Here is a 17,129-nt window from a genome sequence, read left to right on the forward strand (position 1 = left end):
GCTGAAATGCCGAGTATTTGCAAAACGCTGGCCTTCGACCAGGCCTCTATCAAGTTCGCCAAGGACGGTGCCCAGGGCATTTTCGAAGGCTACGCCAGCGTCTTCAGTGTCATTGACGGCGACGGCGACATCATTGAGCCCGGTGCATTTGCCCAAGCACTGAAGAGCCAGTCCCGCACGGTGGCCATGTTCTTCAACCATCGGCGCAATGAGATTCCTGTCGGCAAATGGCTCGATCTGGCAGAGGACGGCACCGGCCTTCACGTTCGTGGCGAACTTACCCCGGGCAACCCGCAATCGGACGCGCTCAAGGCCGCAATGATCCACGGCACCGTGGGCGGTATGTCGGTCGGGTTTTCAGCCGCAAAAGGAGATGTAACTCCGATCGAGACGGGCTACTCATTCAAGAGCGTGTCCCGCCTCAACGAAATCAGCATCTGCACCTTCCCTGCCAATGAACTGGCCACTGTGTCCACCCTGAAAAGCATGGACACCATCGAAAGCATCCGCGATGCGGAAAACTGGTTGAGAGATTCAGCCGGCCTTTCCAAGTCCGAAGCGCAGGCGTTTATCGCCCGCATCAAGTCCGCGGTTCGGAGTGATTCCGAAGGCGGCGACCAATCAGAAATCGCCGCGCTCCTGGAGCGCTTGAAAACATTCCCATCGCTGGAGCAGAAATAATGGACTTGGCACAAATTCAGAAAGCCATCGAGACCGCGCAGACTCGAATGACTGAGCTGTTCGATGCGCAGAAAAAAGAAATCACCGACACCGGTGAGGTCAGCAAAAAGCTGCAAGGCGAGTTGACCACCGTTCAGGACGAACTGAAATCCGCTGGTACTCGACTGTTCGATTTGGAGCAGAAGCTGTCCGGCGGCAATCTGGACGATCCGGAAAACAAGAAGAGCTTTGCCGCGCAAACCGCCATCGACTTGAACAAGTCGTGGGACGGCAAGTCTTCAGGCAAGGTCGACGTGAAAAGCTTCGACAAAGTGCTGGGCAGCACGGCTGGCTCGGCTGGCTCGCTGATCCAAGCCCAAATGAATCCTGGCATCCTTATGCCCGGCCTGCGCCGTCTGACCATTCGCGACTTGCTCGCTCAGGGCCGTATCAGTACGAACTCGCTGGAGTATGTTCGCGAGAATGTGTTCACCAACAGCGCGGCGCCAGTACCCGAGGGCACGCTGAAGCCCGAGTCGAACCTGACCTTCACCAAGCAGACCGCGAACGTGAAGACCATCGCTCACTGGATCCAGGCTTCGCGTCAGGTGATGGATGACGCGCCGATGCTGGAATCCTACGTCAACAACCGTCTGCTGTTCGGTCTGGCGTTGGTTGAAGAAACCCAGCTGCTGAACGGTGACGGCACCGGTGACAACCTCACCGGTTTGAACCAGGTGGCCACCGCATACGATGCAGCCCTGAATGCGACCGGCGACACCCGCGCGGACCAGATTGCCCACGCAATCTTCCAGACCAGCGAGTCCGAGTTCGAAGCCTCCGGCATCATCTTGAACCCGCGCGACTGGCACGCGATTGCACTGCTGAAAGATGCCGAAGGCCGCTACATTTTCGGCGGCCCAGCCGCGTTCGCTGCCAAGGTCATGTGGGGTCTCCCTGTGGTGGCCACCAAGGCGCAGGCGCTTGGCACCTTCACCGTCGGTGGCTTCGATCTGGCGTCCCAGGTATGGGATCGCATGGATGCCACCGTGGAAGTCAGCCGCGAAGACCGCGACAACTTCGTGAAGAACATGCTGACCATCCTGTGCGAAGAGCGCCTGGCGCTGGCTCACTATCGTCCAACCGCGATCATCAAGGGTGCGTTTGCACCTGCAGCCTGATCGCCAGCGAGGCAGGGGCGGGCAACCGCTCCTGTTTGACCGATGAAAAAGATTCGCGCGCTCCAACAGTTCTCCCATTTCAACGGTGGCACCTTCGATCAGCACGAGGTTCGGCCGGTCGCTGACGACATTGCCGAAGCTCTCGTCGGCATGAAGCTGGCCGAGTATGTCGATGATGACGCAGAAGCCAAGGCGAAAGCCGAAGCCGACGCCGAGGCACTGGCCGACGCCCTCGAAAAGGAAAAGGCTGACGCAGAAGCCAAGGCGAAAGCCGAAGCCGACGCCAAGGCGAAGGAAAAGGCCACCAAAAAATGACCGTCGCCGCTGCTGATCTGCTCCCCATCGAGCTGATTCGCAAGCACTTGCGTCTGGATTATGAGGACGAAGACGATCTCATAATCCTGTACGCCGAGTCGGCGTTGGCCTGGGCACTCTGGTTTTGTGACAACCCAAAGTTGCTGGAGGTCGATGACTTTCCGGCGAGCTTCAAGGCGGCGTTGCTGCTGCTCATTGGGCATTCATACGCGAATCGGGAGGCGGTGGTGGTTGGCACCATCACTGCTGAGGTCCCGATGGCCGTTGAGTCTTTGCTGTGGTCGTCTCGCAATTGGTCCGGCCCGCCTGATCCAGTGGTGATCCCATGAGGGCCGGTGCTTTGCGTCACCGGGTCACCTTCCAGGCGCTTGGTATCACGCAGGACCCTGGCACCGGCGAAGAGATCGAGGGCTGGACGACGGTGTGGGACAAGGTTCCTGCCTCAGTCGAACCGCTCAGCGCTCGCGACCTGATCGCGGCCCAGGCCGGCCAGTCCGAAGCATCGGGCCGCATGGTCATCCGATACCGCCCCGGTGTGTTGCCGACGATGCGCATCCTGCACCGCGGCGACGTGTACAACATCCAAGGCCCGCCGATGCCCGACCCTGTGTCGGGCTTGGAGTACCTCACTATCCTGGTGGCGAAGGGGTTGAATGATGGCTGAGACAGTTGAGTTCATCCTGGTGGGCATCGACTCGCTGGTTGGGAAACTCGAAGCCATCAGTTATGACATGAAGCGCAAGGGCGGGCGGTCTGCGCTGCGAAAGGTGGCACAACTGGTCGCCGACAAGATGAAAGAAGGCGCCAAGAGGATTGATGACCCTGAAACAGGTCGTTCGATCGCGGACAACGTCGCGCTGCGATGGAACGGGAAACTATTCAAGGCGAGCGGTGATCTCGGTTTCAGGGTCGGCATCTTGCACGGTGCGGTGCTGAAAAATGGCGGCGACACGTCGGCCAACTCACCAACACCGCATTGGCGTCTGATTGAGTTCGGTACCGCGAAAATGCGCGCTCAACCGTTTGCCCGGAAAGCTCTCGCTGACAACATCAGCGAAGCGACCAACACCTTCATAACCGAATACGAAAAAGCCATTGATCGTGCCATCAGGCGAGCGGCCAAGGCGTCCGGGAGTAGCTGATGCCAGCAGCACCAATATTCACCGTGAGCGCAGCTGATGCTGGCGTTCGCGCTCTGCTCGGCGTGACGCCTCACAGGCTGTATCCGTTCGGCGAGGCGCCAGAGGGAGTGGCGAAGCCGTATGCCGTTTGGCAGTTGGTCACCGGCAGCCCCGAGAACTACTTGGCGGGGCGGCCTGACATGGACGGTTTCACGCTGCAGGTTGATGTATACGCCGCAACTGCGTCATCTGCCCGGGCCGTCACCGACGCCATAGCCCATGCCATCGAGCTGAAGGCAAACGTCGTCCGCTGGGGCGGAGAGAGCAAGGACGCAGAAACAAACCTGTATCGGTCGAGCTTCGACATCGACTGGCTTGTACCCAGATAGCCAAATCCCAAACCCAAGCCCGCCATGCGCGGGTTTTTTTATGCCCGACATTTGGAGAACGCCATGTCGATCCTTTCCCAAGGAACCCAGATTTACGCACTCGTGCCGACAGTTGCGAACCCTTCGATTTTCGAGATTCTCGAGATCGAGTGCGCAACGGCATTCAGCCCCGGCGGTAACCCTGCTGACCAGATTGAAACAACCTGCCTAAGCCAGAAGGTGCGGACCTACATGCGTGGCCTGCGCACTCCCGGCCAGGCTTCGCTGACACTCAACGCGGATCCGCGCAACGCATCCCATGTGCGTCTGCATCAACTCTCCGAAGACGACAGCATCGAAAGCATTCGCTGGGCGGTTGGCTGGTCTGATGGTACCGACATCGAGCCTACCGTTGGCACCAATGGCGCCTTGGCTGCAATCAGCTTGACCACCGGTGGTACCGGCTACACGACCGCTCCAACTGTCGCTATTACTGGCGGCGGCGGTACCGGCGCGACTGCTACCGCGATCATCAGCGGCGGTGCAGTGACCGGCTTCAATATCACCAACCCAGGCGCCGGCTACACGTCGACCCCGACCATTGCTCTGACTGGCGGTGCAGGCACTGGCGCAACAGCGGCGGCCGTCCTTGGCGACAGCGACGATTTCGTTCTACCGAGCACCCGCACGTGGTTCATCTTCGACGGCTACGTCTCCGACTTCCCGTTCGACTTCGCCGCAAACGCTGTGGTCACCACTGCCGCCACCATCCAACGGTCCGGTGGCTCGGCCTGGATCCGTAAAACTGCCTAAGGGTTTGAAATGAAACTGACTCTCGAAAGTTTGAAATCGGTTGGTGCCTTTACGGGCCGGCCGGTGGAGAAGGAAATCACCTGGACCCAAGGCGCCGACGAAATCAAGGCTACGGTGTTTATTCGTCCGTTGGGATATCAGGCTGCGATCAGCGACGTGAATTCGTTGAATGGCAAGCAGGACAGTCTCGCTGGGCGTCTGGCCGCAAGCGTGTGTGATGAGAACGGTGCCCCGGTGTTTACCGTGGACGACATCACGGGCGCCGCCGACCCGGAGCGCGGTGCGCTGGACGGCCGGTTGACTGTCGCGTTGCTCGCTGCAATGTATGAGGTGAACAACGCGGGAAAGATGAAGAGCTCACCGCCCTCGACGAGCTCGAACACGAACTCGCCCTCTCGCTCGGCTGCACGATCGCGGAAGCCCGCGAAAGGGTGAGCACGCTCGAGTTTCATCGGTGGGCAAAATACCGCAAGGAGCGCGGCTCGCTGAATATGGGGCTGCGCATTGAGCGAAGTTTGGCGGTTCTTTCGGCGATGTATGCCAACAAGATCAGCAAGGACGGTGGGTTCAAGCTGACGGATTTCATTCCTCATGAAGGAAACCGAGCGCTGAGCCTAGCCGAGGCAATGAAAGCGTGGGCTTAAATACCAATAGTTCGTACTTTAGCGGTTTGGCTTCCGGCATTTAAGTCGAACAGGGCCAGGTGTTAGAGTTCCTTTTTTATGGAGGGAACTATGAAGCCTACAGTTACGGAACAAACTGGCAAGAAGCATAAGGGGAGAATGCTGGTAGGCGGTCTCGTAGCCTGCATCGGCGTTGTAATGATGGTTGGATCAGATAACCCCATGTGGGGGGCTTTAACCATGGCTGCCGGCATTGTCTTCTACCTAGCTGCGAGATTTACAGCTTGGTGGGATCACGGCTGATATAAGTGCACAAATCGAGCCCGCTAACGCGGGTTTTTTTTCGTCCGGAGAAAACATATGGCCAGCAGATCACTGGGGACACTGACGCTGGACCTAGTCGCCAAAATCGGTGCTTTCACCGGCCCGCTCGATAAAGCCAGCCAAGAGGCGAAGAAGCGTAACGCAGAGATCGCCAAGTCATTTGACAGCTTGGCGAAGGGCGTCGGTGTCGCGATAGGAAGCATCCCGGCCGTCCTGACGGCGCTGGTTGTTCACTCTGCAAGCGTCGCGAAAGAGATATCTAACCAGGCAGCGCTTGCCGGTCTCGGGACCACGGAATTCCAAAAGTACGCCGCCGCTGCGAAAACCGTAGGGGTTGAGCAGGACAAACTGTCGGACATCTTCAAAGACACCAACGACAAGATGGGTGACTTTGCGAACACCGGCGGTGGCGCGCTAAAAGACTTTTTTGAAAACATCGCTCCTAAGGTTGGACTCACTGCCGAAAGCTTCAAGAAGCTGAACAGCAAAGACGCGCTGGCGCTGTATGTCACCAGCCTTGAGAAGGCGAACGTAAATCAGCAGGAAATGACCTTCTACATGGAGGCCATCGCCAACGATTCGACCGCGCTGGTACCACTGCTGCGCAACGGCGGCAAAGCATTTGATGCACTCGGTCAGGCCGCATTGGATGCCGGTATCGTCATGGACGAGACGACGATCGCTGCTGCCAAGCAGTTCGGTATCGAGCTTCAGGGACTGGGGCAGTACATCACCTCAGCACAAACTATGCTGGCTGCTGAATTCCTTCCTGTGCTGGCCCAGTTTTCAAAGGACGTCAACCAGTCAGCAAAAGATGCTGGCGGGCTGAGTGGTGTTGTTGGCAATCTGGGTGAAAAGCTGGTCACAACAGCGGCTTTCGTTGTGAACGCCGGAGATGGCATCGTCCGTGTTTTCGACATTGTGGCCAATACGCTGGTGGGTATGTTCGCCACCGCTGTAGGACACACGAACAACTTGGCGGCCCAGGCCAACAGCGCGCTGGGCATGATCTCATTTGGCGATACTTCAAAAGAGTTCAAAGCCACCGCGGCCGCGCTTGCGAATGACGCGCAAATCCAGTTCGGTATTGCAGCTCAGGCCGCAGCGGGGATAAAGCAAAGCCTTGAAGAGCCGCTTGCTGGTGACAAATTCAAGGAGTACGTAGCTAACGCCAAAAAAGCCGCTGCGGAAATCGCATCGACCACTCTCAGCGTGACGCCAGGCAAAGGCAGCGGTGTAGATCCCAAGGCCGTTGAGCGCGCGAAGAAAGCCGCACAGGACGCCGCCACTGCTGCCAAAAAGATAAGCGACACATTCAAAAGTTCTGAGACTGACCTCGAACGCCAGATTGCACTGATCAACACCAGTACAGACGCGCAGAAAAAAGCGACTGAGATCGACAAAATTCGTTTTGAGATTTCATCGGGCAAACTGGTCGGGATCAACGCGATCCAGCAAAAGCGACTTGAAGGTCTGGCTGCCGAGCTGGATGCCTTACAAAAAATAAAGCTCGCCAACGAAGATACGGCGAAGCTGACAACCTTCGGCGACACGCTCAAGGACAGCAATCAAACGGTAAAGCAAAGTTTTGAGTTAGAGCTTGCCGGCGCAGGATCTGGCGACAAGCTGAAGGAACGGCTGCAGGCTGATCTCGCGATTCAACAGGATTACAACAAGCAGGCCGCTGACTTGCAGAAGCAGCTCAACGGTGGAGACATCACCAAAGAGTTGTACGACAAAGAAACCGAGATGCTCGGGGAAGCGCTTGCTGAGCGGATGGTTCTTCAGGAGGACTATTACAACCAGCAGGACGAAGCACAGAACAACTGGCTTGATGGTGTCACTTCTGCCTGGGAGAACTACCGCGACACGGCCATTGATTACCAGCAGCAAACGGCTGACGCTACATCCAGCGTCCTTGAGGGGACCAGCCGCGCGATTTCGGACAACCTGCAAGCGATGGTCCTAGAAAATCAAAGCTTCGGCGATTCCGTTGCGAATGTCGCCGCATCGATGGCGAAGTCAATTGTCGGTGCCTTGACGGAAATGGCCGCGCAGTGGCTGGTCTATCAGGCTGTTCAACTGATCGTGGGCAAAACCACACAGTCCGGTGCGGCGACAGCTTTGGCTGCCAACGCGACGGCGATGTCTCTCCAGGCCGGTCTGGCCGCATTCGCGTCTACCGCTGCTATTCCAATCGTTGGACCGCTGGCAGCACCTGCTGCGATGGCCACTGCTTTGGCGATCACCGGGCCACTCGCAGGCGCTGTCGGCACTGCGGCGCTTGCCGGTATGGCTCACGATGGTATCGAGTCGGTGCCGGAGACTGGCACCTGGTTGCTGCAGAAAGGTGAGCGAGTCACCACTGCCGAAACCAGTGCAAAGCTGGACTCAACCCTTGATCGCGTCAGTGCAGGCAGTAATTCCTCAGGTCCACCTGTTTTCAATCTCATCGAAGATGCCAGCAAGGCCGGTCAAAGTCGGTCTCGCCAAGTGGATGGGCGATGGGTGATTGATCAGTTCGTGTCTGATATCCGAGGCGACGGCAAGGGCGCAAAAGCCATCCAGCAAATGTTCGGCATGGGGAGAGCTGCTAGATGATTCAGTTTCCGAAGGGTTTGCCTTGCGCTCTCCGAGATGGATATGGATTCAAGCCGACGAGTCCGGTGGCCAGTACGCAGATGCAAACCGGGCGGACGAGATACCGTCGCAAGTACTCATCAGTTCCAACCGAAAGCCTTGTTACCTGGCTGTTTAACGATGCGCAGGCGCAGCTTTTTGAATCGTGGTTTGAAGAGGTTCTGATATCTGGCAGTCAGTGGTTTGAGTATGAATTGAAAACCCCACAGGGCTTCCAGTCGTACAAAGCCCACTTTCTTGATATCTACGAAGGTCCGACGCTTGAGGGCGTTAGTTTGTGGCGTTACCAGGCAACTCTGCAGTTGTGGGAAAGGCCGATCCTCACCGGGGGCTGGGCCGTCTACGCGCCTGAGTACATCCTCGGCATGAACATCCTCGACTTGGCTATCAATAAGGACTGGCCACAATGACCAGCTTCGTACTGAACCGGCTCTACTCCAGTGGAGGGCCGGAGATTCTGCATGGAACTCTGGAAGTTACCGATGGTGTGGCCCACCACTTCCTCACCAATGGGTATGAGGATTTGGAAGCGGGGCTTGAGACTGGCGGCCTCGCTACTTTCCAAGCTTGCGGCATATCCATCGCGCTGCCCAAGCGTGGTAGCGACGGAAAGCAGGACCTGAAGTTTGCGCTGTGCAACATCGACGGCAGTGTCTCAGGGTTCCTGCGTGCTGCGCTGAAGTCTGTACGGGAGATCAGCTTGGTGTACAGGGAGTACATCAGCACCGACATGGCCTACCCGTCGAAGATCCTTCGTTACAAAGTTAAAAATGGTTCTATCACGGCCACAGAGGCGCAGATTGTCGCAGGTTATTTCAACCTGCTGGAAACGCTCTGGCTTCGCTTCAACTACACCGGCGAATTCGCCCCTGGCATGCGGTACCAATAATGATTGACCACGACAAATACCTCGCGGGCCGGTACCTAGAGGGCGGGAGAGTGTGGCCGAACGTTGACTGCTACGGCCTGGTACTGGAAGTACGTCGCGACCTTGGGTTGCCTGATTGGCCTGAGTGGGCCGACATTCGTGCCGGAGACGGATCGATGGTGGAGATCGCGGGCGAGTGGTTTCCCACGTTGACACCCTGCGATCCAGAGGAGGGGGCGTTGATTGCCCTCTATCAGGGTAGCGAGATGCGCCATGTCGGCGTAGTGGTCAGGTGCGGCGCTTCACTTGAGGCGATGGAGATCACCGAAAAGCAAAACACAATCAGCCTGCCACTGCACAGGCTCAAACGCCGCTATGTGCGGGTGGAGTATTACAAGTGATCGAAATATACCCATCCCGGATTGGTGCCATGGAAGGTGATGCTGTACCGCTGGAAGCTCACGACGTGATCGAGCCGATGCTGTTGTCAGCTTGGCTTTCCGAAAATGTCCGTGGTTTTAACTTGGATAGAGCCCATCCGATCTGCATCGAGGTTGCGGGCTCCGTGGTGCTTCCTGAACAATGGCCCCAAACGATCATCACACCAGATATCGAGGTCAGAATTTTCCCCGAAGCGCGCGCCGGTGCGGCAGTAGTAGCGGCCTGGGCGGCCGTCGCGCTGGCGGCAATCTCAATTGTCATGGTGCTGACCATGCCTAAAGCTGCGAAGGCCAGCAAGCAACAGCAGGGCGATGATTTGGATGCTGCCACGGCCACTGGCAATCATGCAAAGCTGAACTCTCCGATACGTGAGCTTTTGGGAATGGCCAAGGTCTACCCAGACTTATTGGTTCCTCCTGTATCGCGCTTTGAGAACAAGCGCATCATGAGAACCAGCTTGTGCTTGTCGGTTAGCAGGGGGCACCTGTCGATCCCTCCCAGCTCTATCAAAATTGGTGACACGCCTGTTGCGGCATTCGGGTCGGATGTGAACTATTCGATTTATGAGCCCGGTGAGTCGTTGGGCGCCGATATCAGAACGCAAAACTGGTACCCAGTCACCGAGGTTGGCGGCACCAATGCCGGCACAGCGGGGCTTGATCTTTCCAGCACAGCGCCAGCAGATGCGGCTGTCATCGCCGACTCTTTGCTTTTGAGCGGGAGCTCTATTTCGCTGTTGGGAAACGCTCCGAAATTTCCAGAGGTGTGGGCGTCTGGAACCGTAGTCAGGCTGGTGACGCCCGATACATACACGGTTACCAGCGCGGCGGGATACAGCAAAATATCCGGGCAATTCGTCGATCTGTACCCATTTGTGGGGATGAAGGTCACGCTTAAAAGTGATGATGAGCTCGACCTGATAATCGCCAGTTACTCGCCATATGTTCCGCCTGTCGCGGGCGTGGGTGGTACTCCGTCAGCGGTCTTGGCCAGTGCAGCGCCAAGTACCTATGATTTCACGGGCTCTGCTGTGGTGTGGACAATCACCTTCAATGGTATTGCGCGAACGGTTTCCCTCAGCACCAACTACACGAACATGAGTGGTTTGATCGCATCGATCACTGCGCAACTGACGGGCTCAGGTCTTGTGGCTCAGGACAACTCGGGTCGGGTCAGGCTGGTTGAACCGTTGAGCCCATACAAGGGCGGACCTATTACCCAGTCCAGCGCACCCGTGCAGATTTTCGGGTCGGGGCCGACGTACACCGTGGGCACTGCGTCTTCGGGTGGCACCGCTGAACAGGCCGCATTCATCACCCTCAAATTCGACAACGGAACGCCGTTTACTGGAGTGCCGCCGGGGCAACAAAGGATCGCAATTGGCTATCGCGGGCTCCGATTCAAGATTGCGTCGATCAGCGGCTTTACCGCAACACTTCAGCGTCTTACGGACGCCGGTCTTGTTGATACTGCTTGGGGTGGTTTTACCGAACGAACGCTTCTCGACTTCATGTTGACCGGTAGCGGCGGCACCATTAATTGGATCGGTTCATTTATGGGCTGCCCGGAAAATGAGTTGGCCACAGAATCGGAGTACGACATATTTTTTAGTCAGGGGCTTTGCTACTACAACAAGACCGGGAAAATTCGGACGCTCACAAGGTCAGTCGAAGTGCAGTGGCGAGATGCTGCACTTGCAGGGGCCTGGAACTCAATCACCCACACCTACACCGACACGACCGCAGACCAGATCGGTTTCACCCATAAGGTGGTGTTTCCTTACCCGTTGCGGCCAGAGTTTCGGATGCGTCGGGTTGAGCTTGTCGAGGGCGGGCAGGTGCGTGATGCCATTCAGTGGTATGGACTCAGGTCCAGGCTTCCGGCTCCAGCGTCGTATGCCGGAATCACCGTAATCGCCTTTGACATGCGCGGCGGAGATCGTCTAAGCGCCCAATCGGAGCGCCAGATTAGCTGCGTGCCCACGCGGATTTATGACAATGCGCCGGCCCGATCGATAAAAGGTGCAGCCCTGCACGTGTGCCAAAGTCTTGGCATCGATGAATCATTAATTGATATGGACGCAATCACGGCGACCGACCTGGATTACTGGAGTCCACGGGGCGAGCTGTATGACATGTCGCATGAAAAGGCCATTCCTGTCCGCGAAGCGCTTCAGGGGATATTCACGGCCGGCATGTCTCATCTGTCGAGCGGTAGTGGTCTTCTCAGTGTGAAGCGTGAAGGCATACAGCCTGCGCGCGGTGTGATCACACCACACGAAATGACCAGCGAATTGACCGCCAGCTTCACAGCGCCAAGCCCGGATGACTTCGATGGGGTCGACGTGGAGTACATCGACCAGTACACGAACCGCAAGGAAACAGTTCCGTGCAGGCTGGATGGAAGTCTGGAATTGAAGGTGGACAAAATTCAGCTCGACGGGGTGTCTGACCGAACCAGGGCCTGGCGCATTGGTATGCGTCAATTGCGCAAGTATCAGTTCTCTCGCTGGGGTTACAGCGTGGACACAGAGATGGACGCTCTCGTGTTCGATGACATCGACCGCATCACGCTGGCCGATGACATCCCGAACACCACGAGCAGCGCTTTGATCACTGAGGTTGAATTGGTTGGCGGCCAGTACCTGCTCACGCTGAGCGAGGAGATGGATTGGTCTATGGCCGCACCACGTGCGGTGATCCGCCGGCACGACGGAACGGTAACCAGTCTGTTCGAGCCGATGGCGGCGGGGTTCCACCAGGTGCTTGTGCCATCCACCGCAATCGACTTCGACATTGTCACTGACCTCAGTATTGAGCCTGCACGCTTCCTGTTTGGGCCGAGCGAACAAGTCGGGTACCCCGCAATGATCACCGAAATAACCCCGAATCAGGATGGAACCTGCGCGGTTACTGCTGCCGAATACTCGCCAGTGTTCTATGCAGATGATGACAACGAGCCGCGGATCGCGGCTTAGCAAAAACCTTTCCGGGCCCACCATTGAGTGGGCTTTTTTTTGCCTCGGGGAAAACCATGGCCTATAACACCGGGAATCCTGTTGAACCAAACGGCTCGACTGACCCACGCGACCTTCGTGACAATGCCCAAATCCTCGACAAGCTCGTAAACAGCTCCAATCTTACTTGGCTCGGAAGGCTAGGTAAGGCAATCAAGACGTGGGCGGGCATGACGGCAGAGCATGATGCCGCGCAGGTGCAGCGACGCACTGAGTTCGCCGCCGATCAAGCGGAGCGAGAAGTTGAGTTCGCCGCCGATCAAGCGGAGCGAGAAGTTGAGTTTCAACAATTTCTCATCAGTAGCGGGTATGAAACCGCCGTCGATTACGTCGCAGGGATCAGCATTACCCGGCCGACGCAGGTCGTTCGCTATGCGGGCGAGCTCTACCGTGGCAAGGATGCAAGCCTTCCTTTCACCACAACGACCTGGGCGGCGGATGCGCCAAAGCTGCTGGCCATCGGTGACGCGGCCCTTCGCCAAGAACTAGCAAGCACCGTTGGCACGACGAAGATCGGGCGAGGAGGTCAAACCCTTGAGCAATCGCTTAATCTGCTGACAAAGCAGCAGGGCGACTATGTTGCCATGTCCATGTTTGACGACATCGGAAACATTGACTACCTGTTGGCCGGCATTGCGGCGGGGTCTGTGACCATCGCTGTTACTGGCGACTCTATCCTTGAGGGTAACTCGCAGCTTTTCTATGAAGACTCGTCGATTGGCATTTTGCGCCGATCTCTGATCAATCAGAATCCTGGGCTGACGATCAACATCGTCAATTACAGCATTGCCGGCGTGGCCATGGGCGGCCTTGCAGACCCGAACTATAAGGGCGGACCTCCCGGCGTAGATCCAAACGTCGGGTTCTACAGGGCGCCGGGCGGCTTCGCTGACAATTCTTGGCCGGTAGGCTCCACTGTCGGCCTGTCGTGGATTGACCACGCCCGCAACGCAGCGCCTCACTTACTCATCATTGGCCTTGGCGCAAACGATACTTTTGGCGATAGTTATGTGTTCGCGAGCCAAATGCAGGCAGTAATCGACTACACGAAATTCTGGACGAACCCGCCATCCATCGCCATCGTGCCGACTGCGCTGCCATCAAAAAAGCACCCAGTCGGTGCTCCTTTGCAACTTCCGCTGCAACGCAACGCGGACACAGCACGCGGCAAGGCGCGCGAAAACAATTGCACGTTGCTGGACGTAAACCGTCGCCTTTGGCTCATGCGTGAAGGGATCGATATCTGCAATAAAAAGTACAGCGGTGAAAGCGGGTGGGGCAACTACCCGTCCGGTTGGGACTTAGGGTCGTCGTCTTACGTTTTTACCACTCCAGGTTCGGTGCTGTCGGGCTTCGGAAAAATCACCAGAAACGTGACGTCCGAGGATATCCACGTCGGTGCGACGTTCGTTTGCTCGAACTACGCGACCGCTGTACCTGGCATATTTTATCGCTCTGAGGGATCAAACTTTTGTTACACGCTTTCGATTGTTGCGGGAAACAGCCTACGCCTCGACTATAACGGCACAAATATTCTGACTCGCGCACTTGGCTTTACAGTGGCAAATGGTACTGCGGTTCGCCTTGAGGTTCGTTGCGAAGGCGCCAAGCATATGCTGTATGTAAACAGCATCTACCAAACGGCGGTGTGGAACTATCTTGGCCTTTCGGCTGGCAGTCACGGCATTAACATTACGGGCTCAACGGGAACGGACTCTGCTGTTTTCGACCTGCAAGCGCGCTTCGGTAATCGCTATGTTGTCGGCACCCCGCAAATGACGGATGACGACATTTATGGCGTCGACGACTGGCTAACCAACCCCAATTCAGACGGCGGCAACGCCATCAACCACCACTCCAAAAAGGGCGGAATTCTTATTTGGGGCGTGGCGTTCTCGGCTCTACTTCACGTATTTAAGCGAGCCACGGATAACACAAAAGTAAAAACAGTACGGATCAAGGGCATCAACACTACGACAGCCTTTGACGCAGCCGCCGGGCAGTTTGTGGCGGTTCGGATTGATGGTGTGCCGGGCAACGCTTCGTGCGTGGTCGTAGTAGCCGCGAATAGTTCAGCGATCGCTAACGCTGAGGCATGCCAGAAGGTCGTTGGCGGGAAAACCGTAGTGGTTGACGTGGTCCTTACGGTTACCGGGGTCATCTTGCCCGTAAATCTTGTGCTGCCGCCGGGAAATTGGTCGGTGCGCGCGACCTGTACCTTGGCGCGCAACTCATCGGGCTATCAAAACAACCTCAGTGTCGAAGCAATAAGCACCTACTAAAACAAGCACGCCAAATTGCCTGTCCATGGAAGGGCAGGTTTGACCAACACAAACAAAAGCCCGCCGAGCGCGGGTATTTTTTTGCTTGGAGAAAAGTTATGCCCGTAACCGATAAAGACCGCGACATCCTTGCGCGCACGCTGTGGGGCGAAGCGCGCGGCGAAAGCCTGGCAGGGCAGATCGCCGTGGCCTGGACAATTCGCAACCGCGTGAACGACGGCAAGGACAGATCGTGGTGGGGGGAGGGATATGCCGGTGTTTGCCAGGCGCCGTATCAGTTCAGCTGTTGGAACAAGAGCGACCCGAACTACGGCTACCTGATCGGCGCAAAAGCGATCCCGTTTCGCGAGCTTGCCCAAGCACGGATCGCCGCTGACCAGGTCGTCGACGGGAAGGTGTCAGATCCCACCGGCGGTGCCACGCACTACTACGCCATCGCGATGAAGAAGGCCCCGGGCTGGGCGGCGAAAGCAAAAGAAACGCTGAGGCTTGGTGGTCATGCGTTCTTTAAGGATGTGCCATGACAGCCTTTCATGATGATTTATTCGTTACGTGAGTAGTTAGTCAAATCGTGTCGATCATTTTGATTTTGCGAGAACGCTTGGTCGAGATTCAGAATTCGCTTTGTTGAGGGATTAGTTAGCCGAGAGCTGATATTAAAGTAGGGATATTTTCCTCGCACGTCGGGGTGAAGGAATGCTGCAACCTCTACATCAGAAGTTGATACATATCGTCCCGCCCATCTCTCGATCAGGTGCTTTATCTGAAAGGGCGTTTTCACCAAGCCTTTAGTCTTTGCCTGTGCATCAAGCCATTCATAAGCAAAGCGTATGCAGTCGTTGTGTTCGTGCAGCGGACTCTCCCCCGACGAATAAGGGGTAACTTTTTTTGCGGCTTTGATCTGCTCATCAGTAAGCATGCGTGTCTCCTGTTTGATTGTTGTCAAAAGGCTATCACGATATAGACCTCAAGGTTGGCAAACAGTGATACCGGCTCAAGCCCGTGGCTTTGATTTAGAATAAGTCACTGGTTGGAGCTCCTTCGATCGGACTTATCAAGTCGGGTCCCTGGTTGCGCACATTGCCAATCGCGCGGTCCACCTTGAACCATTCGAATACCTCAGTGGGTTCGCCCTGGTGCATCACCAACTGCTCGGCGCGTTCCTTTGGCGTGGCCGGGTCCAACCATTCCCGGGCCAGTTCGGACGACAGCGTCACCGGTCGTCGATCGTGGATGTCTACCATGCCACCAGCGCTATCAGCAGTGATGATGACGAAACCATCGTGCTCGCTGGGCTCATGTTCGGCATTTGGGTATTGCCCAATCGCGGCGCACAGTATTGGCGACCGGTCCCGCCGGCGGATCAAGTAGGGCTGCTTCTTCGGCCCGCCTTCGTCGACCCATTCAAACCAGTTGTCGATTGCGATGATTGCCCGGTGCGGCCAAATTGCGCGGAAGAATGGGCCGTGGGCGACTTTCTCGACCCGGGCGTTGATCGGCGCGGCGCGATCCATGGCCCAGTGTGGCCGCCATCCCCAGCGGACCATGTCGGCGTGCAGTACGTTCTCCTCAAGATGGAAGAGAGCGAGCTGAGTTGTCGGTGCGGCGTTATAGCGCTAGAAGGGCTGCTCACCAGTATTGTTGATGAGTGCCCCCGGCATACTCAATGCCGCCACGAAGTCGTGAATGCCTCGGTACTGGGAAAGTCGTCCACACATTGCCACATCCTCACGTCGTGCTTTCAGCGTAGACCAGCCAATGTCGGCTTCGTTACAAACCCTTTTCCGAAGCAGGTCGGACAGTCTTCGCGCGGACCGAAGCGATCAAAGCACGTCGGGCAGGTGCAAAAGCTTGCCAGGTCGAGAAGTGGCCGTGCCTTTTCGAAGGCGCGCAGATCGTGACTCTCCCGGGCAAGCTGGGCAGTGTCGACCAAGGCGCGGTACATGTCGGGGTCTTCGATCGGTTCGTAGGTCGCTCCCTCGACCACGCGTTGAGTCTCGATAAGGTCGTACAGTCGCCCGTCGGACATGGCCATAGTCAGCCCGGTAATTCTCGCGATAGTTCCAGAGGCATTGAAAACAAGGTTCGCTCCGCTGGCGTCGGGATAGACCTTGCCGTCGTAGCCAGACCGCAGAGGATCAGCAAGCGAACTGGCGTCGTAGAAAATGGACCTGCCAATGCGACCGAATAAGGTGGTAGTCCCGCGCAATACGACGTCATAGGAAGACGCGCCGGAGTAGCGAGGTGGCGAGTCATGCAGCTCTTCCACGGCATGCCAGTAGGCGGCGTTCGCCATTTCATCCATGTCGAACTGCTCAAGCTTGTCGATCAAGCCCTCGGCGGCCAAGGTTTCGCTCATTGAATGAAGAGTCTGGCGATGCGCCTCCGGGTTCTGCATTCGGAACTCATGGTTATCAAGGGTCGAGCGCCACTGCTGAAGCCTCAGCACTTTTGCCTGGTCAAAATTCATCGTGACA

General features: G+C 56.9%; 19 protein-coding genes and 1 pseudogene. 17 read left to right on the forward strand and 3 right to left on the reverse strand.

All coding sequences use genetic code 11. The features are described 5' to 3' along the window. The first annotated feature begins 6 nt into the window (after positions 1 to 6). From ACM6I0_RS22180 to ACM6I0_RS22260, 17 genes are all read left to right on the forward strand, one after another. Positions 7 to 681, forward strand: a complete 675-nt coding sequence (locus tag ACM6I0_RS22180) for an HK97 family phage prohead protease (RefSeq protein WP_414923270.1) — start codon at positions 7 to 9, stop codon at positions 679 to 681. Beyond that, positions 681 to 1,841, forward strand: a complete 1,161-nt coding sequence (locus ACM6I0_RS22185; protein WP_414923271.1) for a phage major capsid protein — start codon at positions 681 to 683, stop codon at positions 1,839 to 1,841. Before ACM6I0_RS22180 ends, ACM6I0_RS22185 begins: the two co-directional genes overlap by 1 nt. A gap of 42 nt (positions 1,842 to 1,883) precedes the next feature. Further along, on the forward strand, positions 1,884 to 2,156 hold the full coding sequence (locus ACM6I0_RS22190; RefSeq protein WP_414923272.1) for a hypothetical protein: 273 nt from the start codon (positions 1,884 to 1,886) through the stop codon (positions 2,154 to 2,156). Next, positions 2,153 to 2,485 carry a head-tail connector protein gene (locus ACM6I0_RS22195; protein ID WP_414923273.1) on the forward strand — a complete coding sequence of 111 codons (333 nt, stop codon included), beginning with the start codon at positions 2,153 to 2,155 and terminating at the stop codon, positions 2,483 to 2,485. The genes ACM6I0_RS22190 and ACM6I0_RS22195 overlap by 4 nt, the downstream gene beginning before the upstream one ends. Beyond that, positions 2,482 to 2,820: a phage head closure protein gene (locus ACM6I0_RS22200; RefSeq protein WP_414923274.1), complete on the forward strand. Its 339-nt coding sequence runs from the start codon at positions 2,482 to 2,484 to the stop codon at positions 2,818 to 2,820. The genes ACM6I0_RS22195 and ACM6I0_RS22200 overlap by 4 nt, the downstream gene beginning before the upstream one ends. Continuing rightward, complete coding sequence (locus ACM6I0_RS22205) at positions 2,813 to 3,298, forward strand: HK97-gp10 family putative phage morphogenesis protein (RefSeq protein WP_414923275.1); 486 nt, start codon at positions 2,813 to 2,815, stop codon at positions 3,296 to 3,298. Before ACM6I0_RS22200 ends, ACM6I0_RS22205 begins: the two co-directional genes overlap by 8 nt. After that, complete coding sequence (gene gp17, locus ACM6I0_RS22210) at positions 3,298 to 3,666, forward strand: tail completion protein gp17 (protein WP_414923276.1); 369 nt, start codon at positions 3,298 to 3,300, stop codon at positions 3,664 to 3,666. Before ACM6I0_RS22205 ends, gp17 begins: the two co-directional genes overlap by 1 nt. A 63-nt stretch (positions 3,667 to 3,729) precedes the next feature. After that, positions 3,730 to 4,458 carry a phage tail tube protein gene (locus tag ACM6I0_RS22215; RefSeq protein ID WP_414923277.1) on the forward strand — a complete coding sequence of 243 codons (729 nt, stop codon included), beginning with the start codon at positions 3,730 to 3,732 and terminating at the stop codon, positions 4,456 to 4,458. Between the two features lie 9 nt (positions 4,459 to 4,467). Further along, complete coding sequence (locus tag ACM6I0_RS22220) at positions 4,468 to 4,893, forward strand: phage tail assembly chaperone family protein, TAC (protein WP_414923278.1); 426 nt, start codon at positions 4,468 to 4,470, stop codon at positions 4,891 to 4,893. Then, complete coding sequence (locus ACM6I0_RS22225) at positions 4,890 to 5,102, forward strand: hypothetical protein (RefSeq protein ID WP_414923279.1); 213 nt, start codon at positions 4,890 to 4,892, stop codon at positions 5,100 to 5,102. The genes ACM6I0_RS22220 and ACM6I0_RS22225 overlap by 4 nt, the downstream gene beginning before the upstream one ends. 339 nt (positions 5,103 to 5,441) lie before the next feature. Continuing rightward, complete coding sequence (locus tag ACM6I0_RS22230; protein WP_414923280.1) at positions 5,442 to 8,006, forward strand: phage tail tape measure protein; 2,565 nt, start codon at positions 5,442 to 5,444, stop codon at positions 8,004 to 8,006. Further along, positions 8,003 to 8,455 carry a hypothetical protein gene (locus tag ACM6I0_RS22235; RefSeq protein WP_414923281.1) on the forward strand — a complete coding sequence of 151 codons (453 nt, stop codon included), beginning with the start codon at positions 8,003 to 8,005 and terminating at the stop codon, positions 8,453 to 8,455. The genes ACM6I0_RS22230 and ACM6I0_RS22235 overlap by 4 nt, the downstream gene beginning before the upstream one ends. Then, positions 8,452 to 8,934 (forward strand): DUF1833 family protein, encoded by a 483-nt coding sequence (locus ACM6I0_RS22240; RefSeq protein ID WP_414923282.1) that lies wholly within the window; start codon positions 8,452 to 8,454, stop codon positions 8,932 to 8,934. The genes ACM6I0_RS22235 and ACM6I0_RS22240 overlap by 4 nt, the downstream gene beginning before the upstream one ends. Continuing rightward, positions 8,934 to 9,314 (forward strand): nitrite transporter, encoded by a 381-nt coding sequence (locus tag ACM6I0_RS22245; protein ID WP_414923283.1) that lies wholly within the window; start codon positions 8,934 to 8,936, stop codon positions 9,312 to 9,314. The genes ACM6I0_RS22240 and ACM6I0_RS22245 overlap by 1 nt, the downstream gene beginning before the upstream one ends. A 29-nt stretch (positions 9,315 to 9,343) precedes the next feature. Continuing rightward, on the forward strand, positions 9,344 to 12,331 hold the full coding sequence (locus ACM6I0_RS22250; protein WP_414923284.1) for a host specificity factor TipJ family phage tail protein: 2,988 nt from the start codon (positions 9,344 to 9,346) through the stop codon (positions 12,329 to 12,331). A 56-nt stretch (positions 12,332 to 12,387) separates the two neighbouring features. After that, the gene (locus tag ACM6I0_RS22255) at positions 12,388 to 14,652 is read left to right on the forward strand and encodes a hypothetical protein (RefSeq protein WP_414923285.1); all 2,265 of its coding nucleotides are present in this window, start codon (positions 12,388 to 12,390) and stop codon (positions 14,650 to 14,652) included. A gap of 98 nt (positions 14,653 to 14,750) precedes the next feature. Continuing rightward, positions 14,751 to 15,176 carry a cell wall hydrolase gene (locus ACM6I0_RS22260; protein WP_414923286.1) on the forward strand — a complete coding sequence of 142 codons (426 nt, stop codon included), beginning with the start codon at positions 14,751 to 14,753 and terminating at the stop codon, positions 15,174 to 15,176. Between the two features lie 17 nt (positions 15,177 to 15,193). Here ACM6I0_RS22260 and ACM6I0_RS22265 read toward each other — a convergent pair whose 3' ends face one another. The 3 genes and pseudogenes from ACM6I0_RS22265 to ACM6I0_RS22275 all read right to left on the reverse strand — a co-directional run bounded on the left by ACM6I0_RS22265 (position 15,194) and on the right by ACM6I0_RS22275 (position 17,122). Further along, the gene (locus ACM6I0_RS22265; protein WP_414923287.1) at positions 15,194 to 15,571 is read right to left on the reverse strand and encodes a hypothetical protein; all 378 of its coding nucleotides are present in this window, start codon (positions 15,569 to 15,571) and stop codon (positions 15,194 to 15,196) included. A gap of 94 nt (positions 15,572 to 15,665) precedes the next feature. Continuing rightward, a pseudogene (locus tag ACM6I0_RS22270) lies at positions 15,666 to 16,370 on the reverse strand (SOS response-associated peptidase family protein). Positions 16,371 to 16,393: 23 nt separating this feature from the next. Further along, complete coding sequence (locus ACM6I0_RS22275; protein WP_414923288.1) at positions 16,394 to 17,122, reverse strand: hypothetical protein; 729 nt, start codon at positions 17,120 to 17,122, stop codon at positions 16,394 to 16,396. Between the last annotated feature and the right edge of the window lie 7 nt (positions 17,123 to 17,129).

The organism is Pseudomonas sp. IT-P294 (assembly GCF_949767865.1).
Classification (GTDB): Bacteria; Pseudomonadota; Gammaproteobacteria; order Pseudomonadales; family Pseudomonadaceae; genus Aquipseudomonas.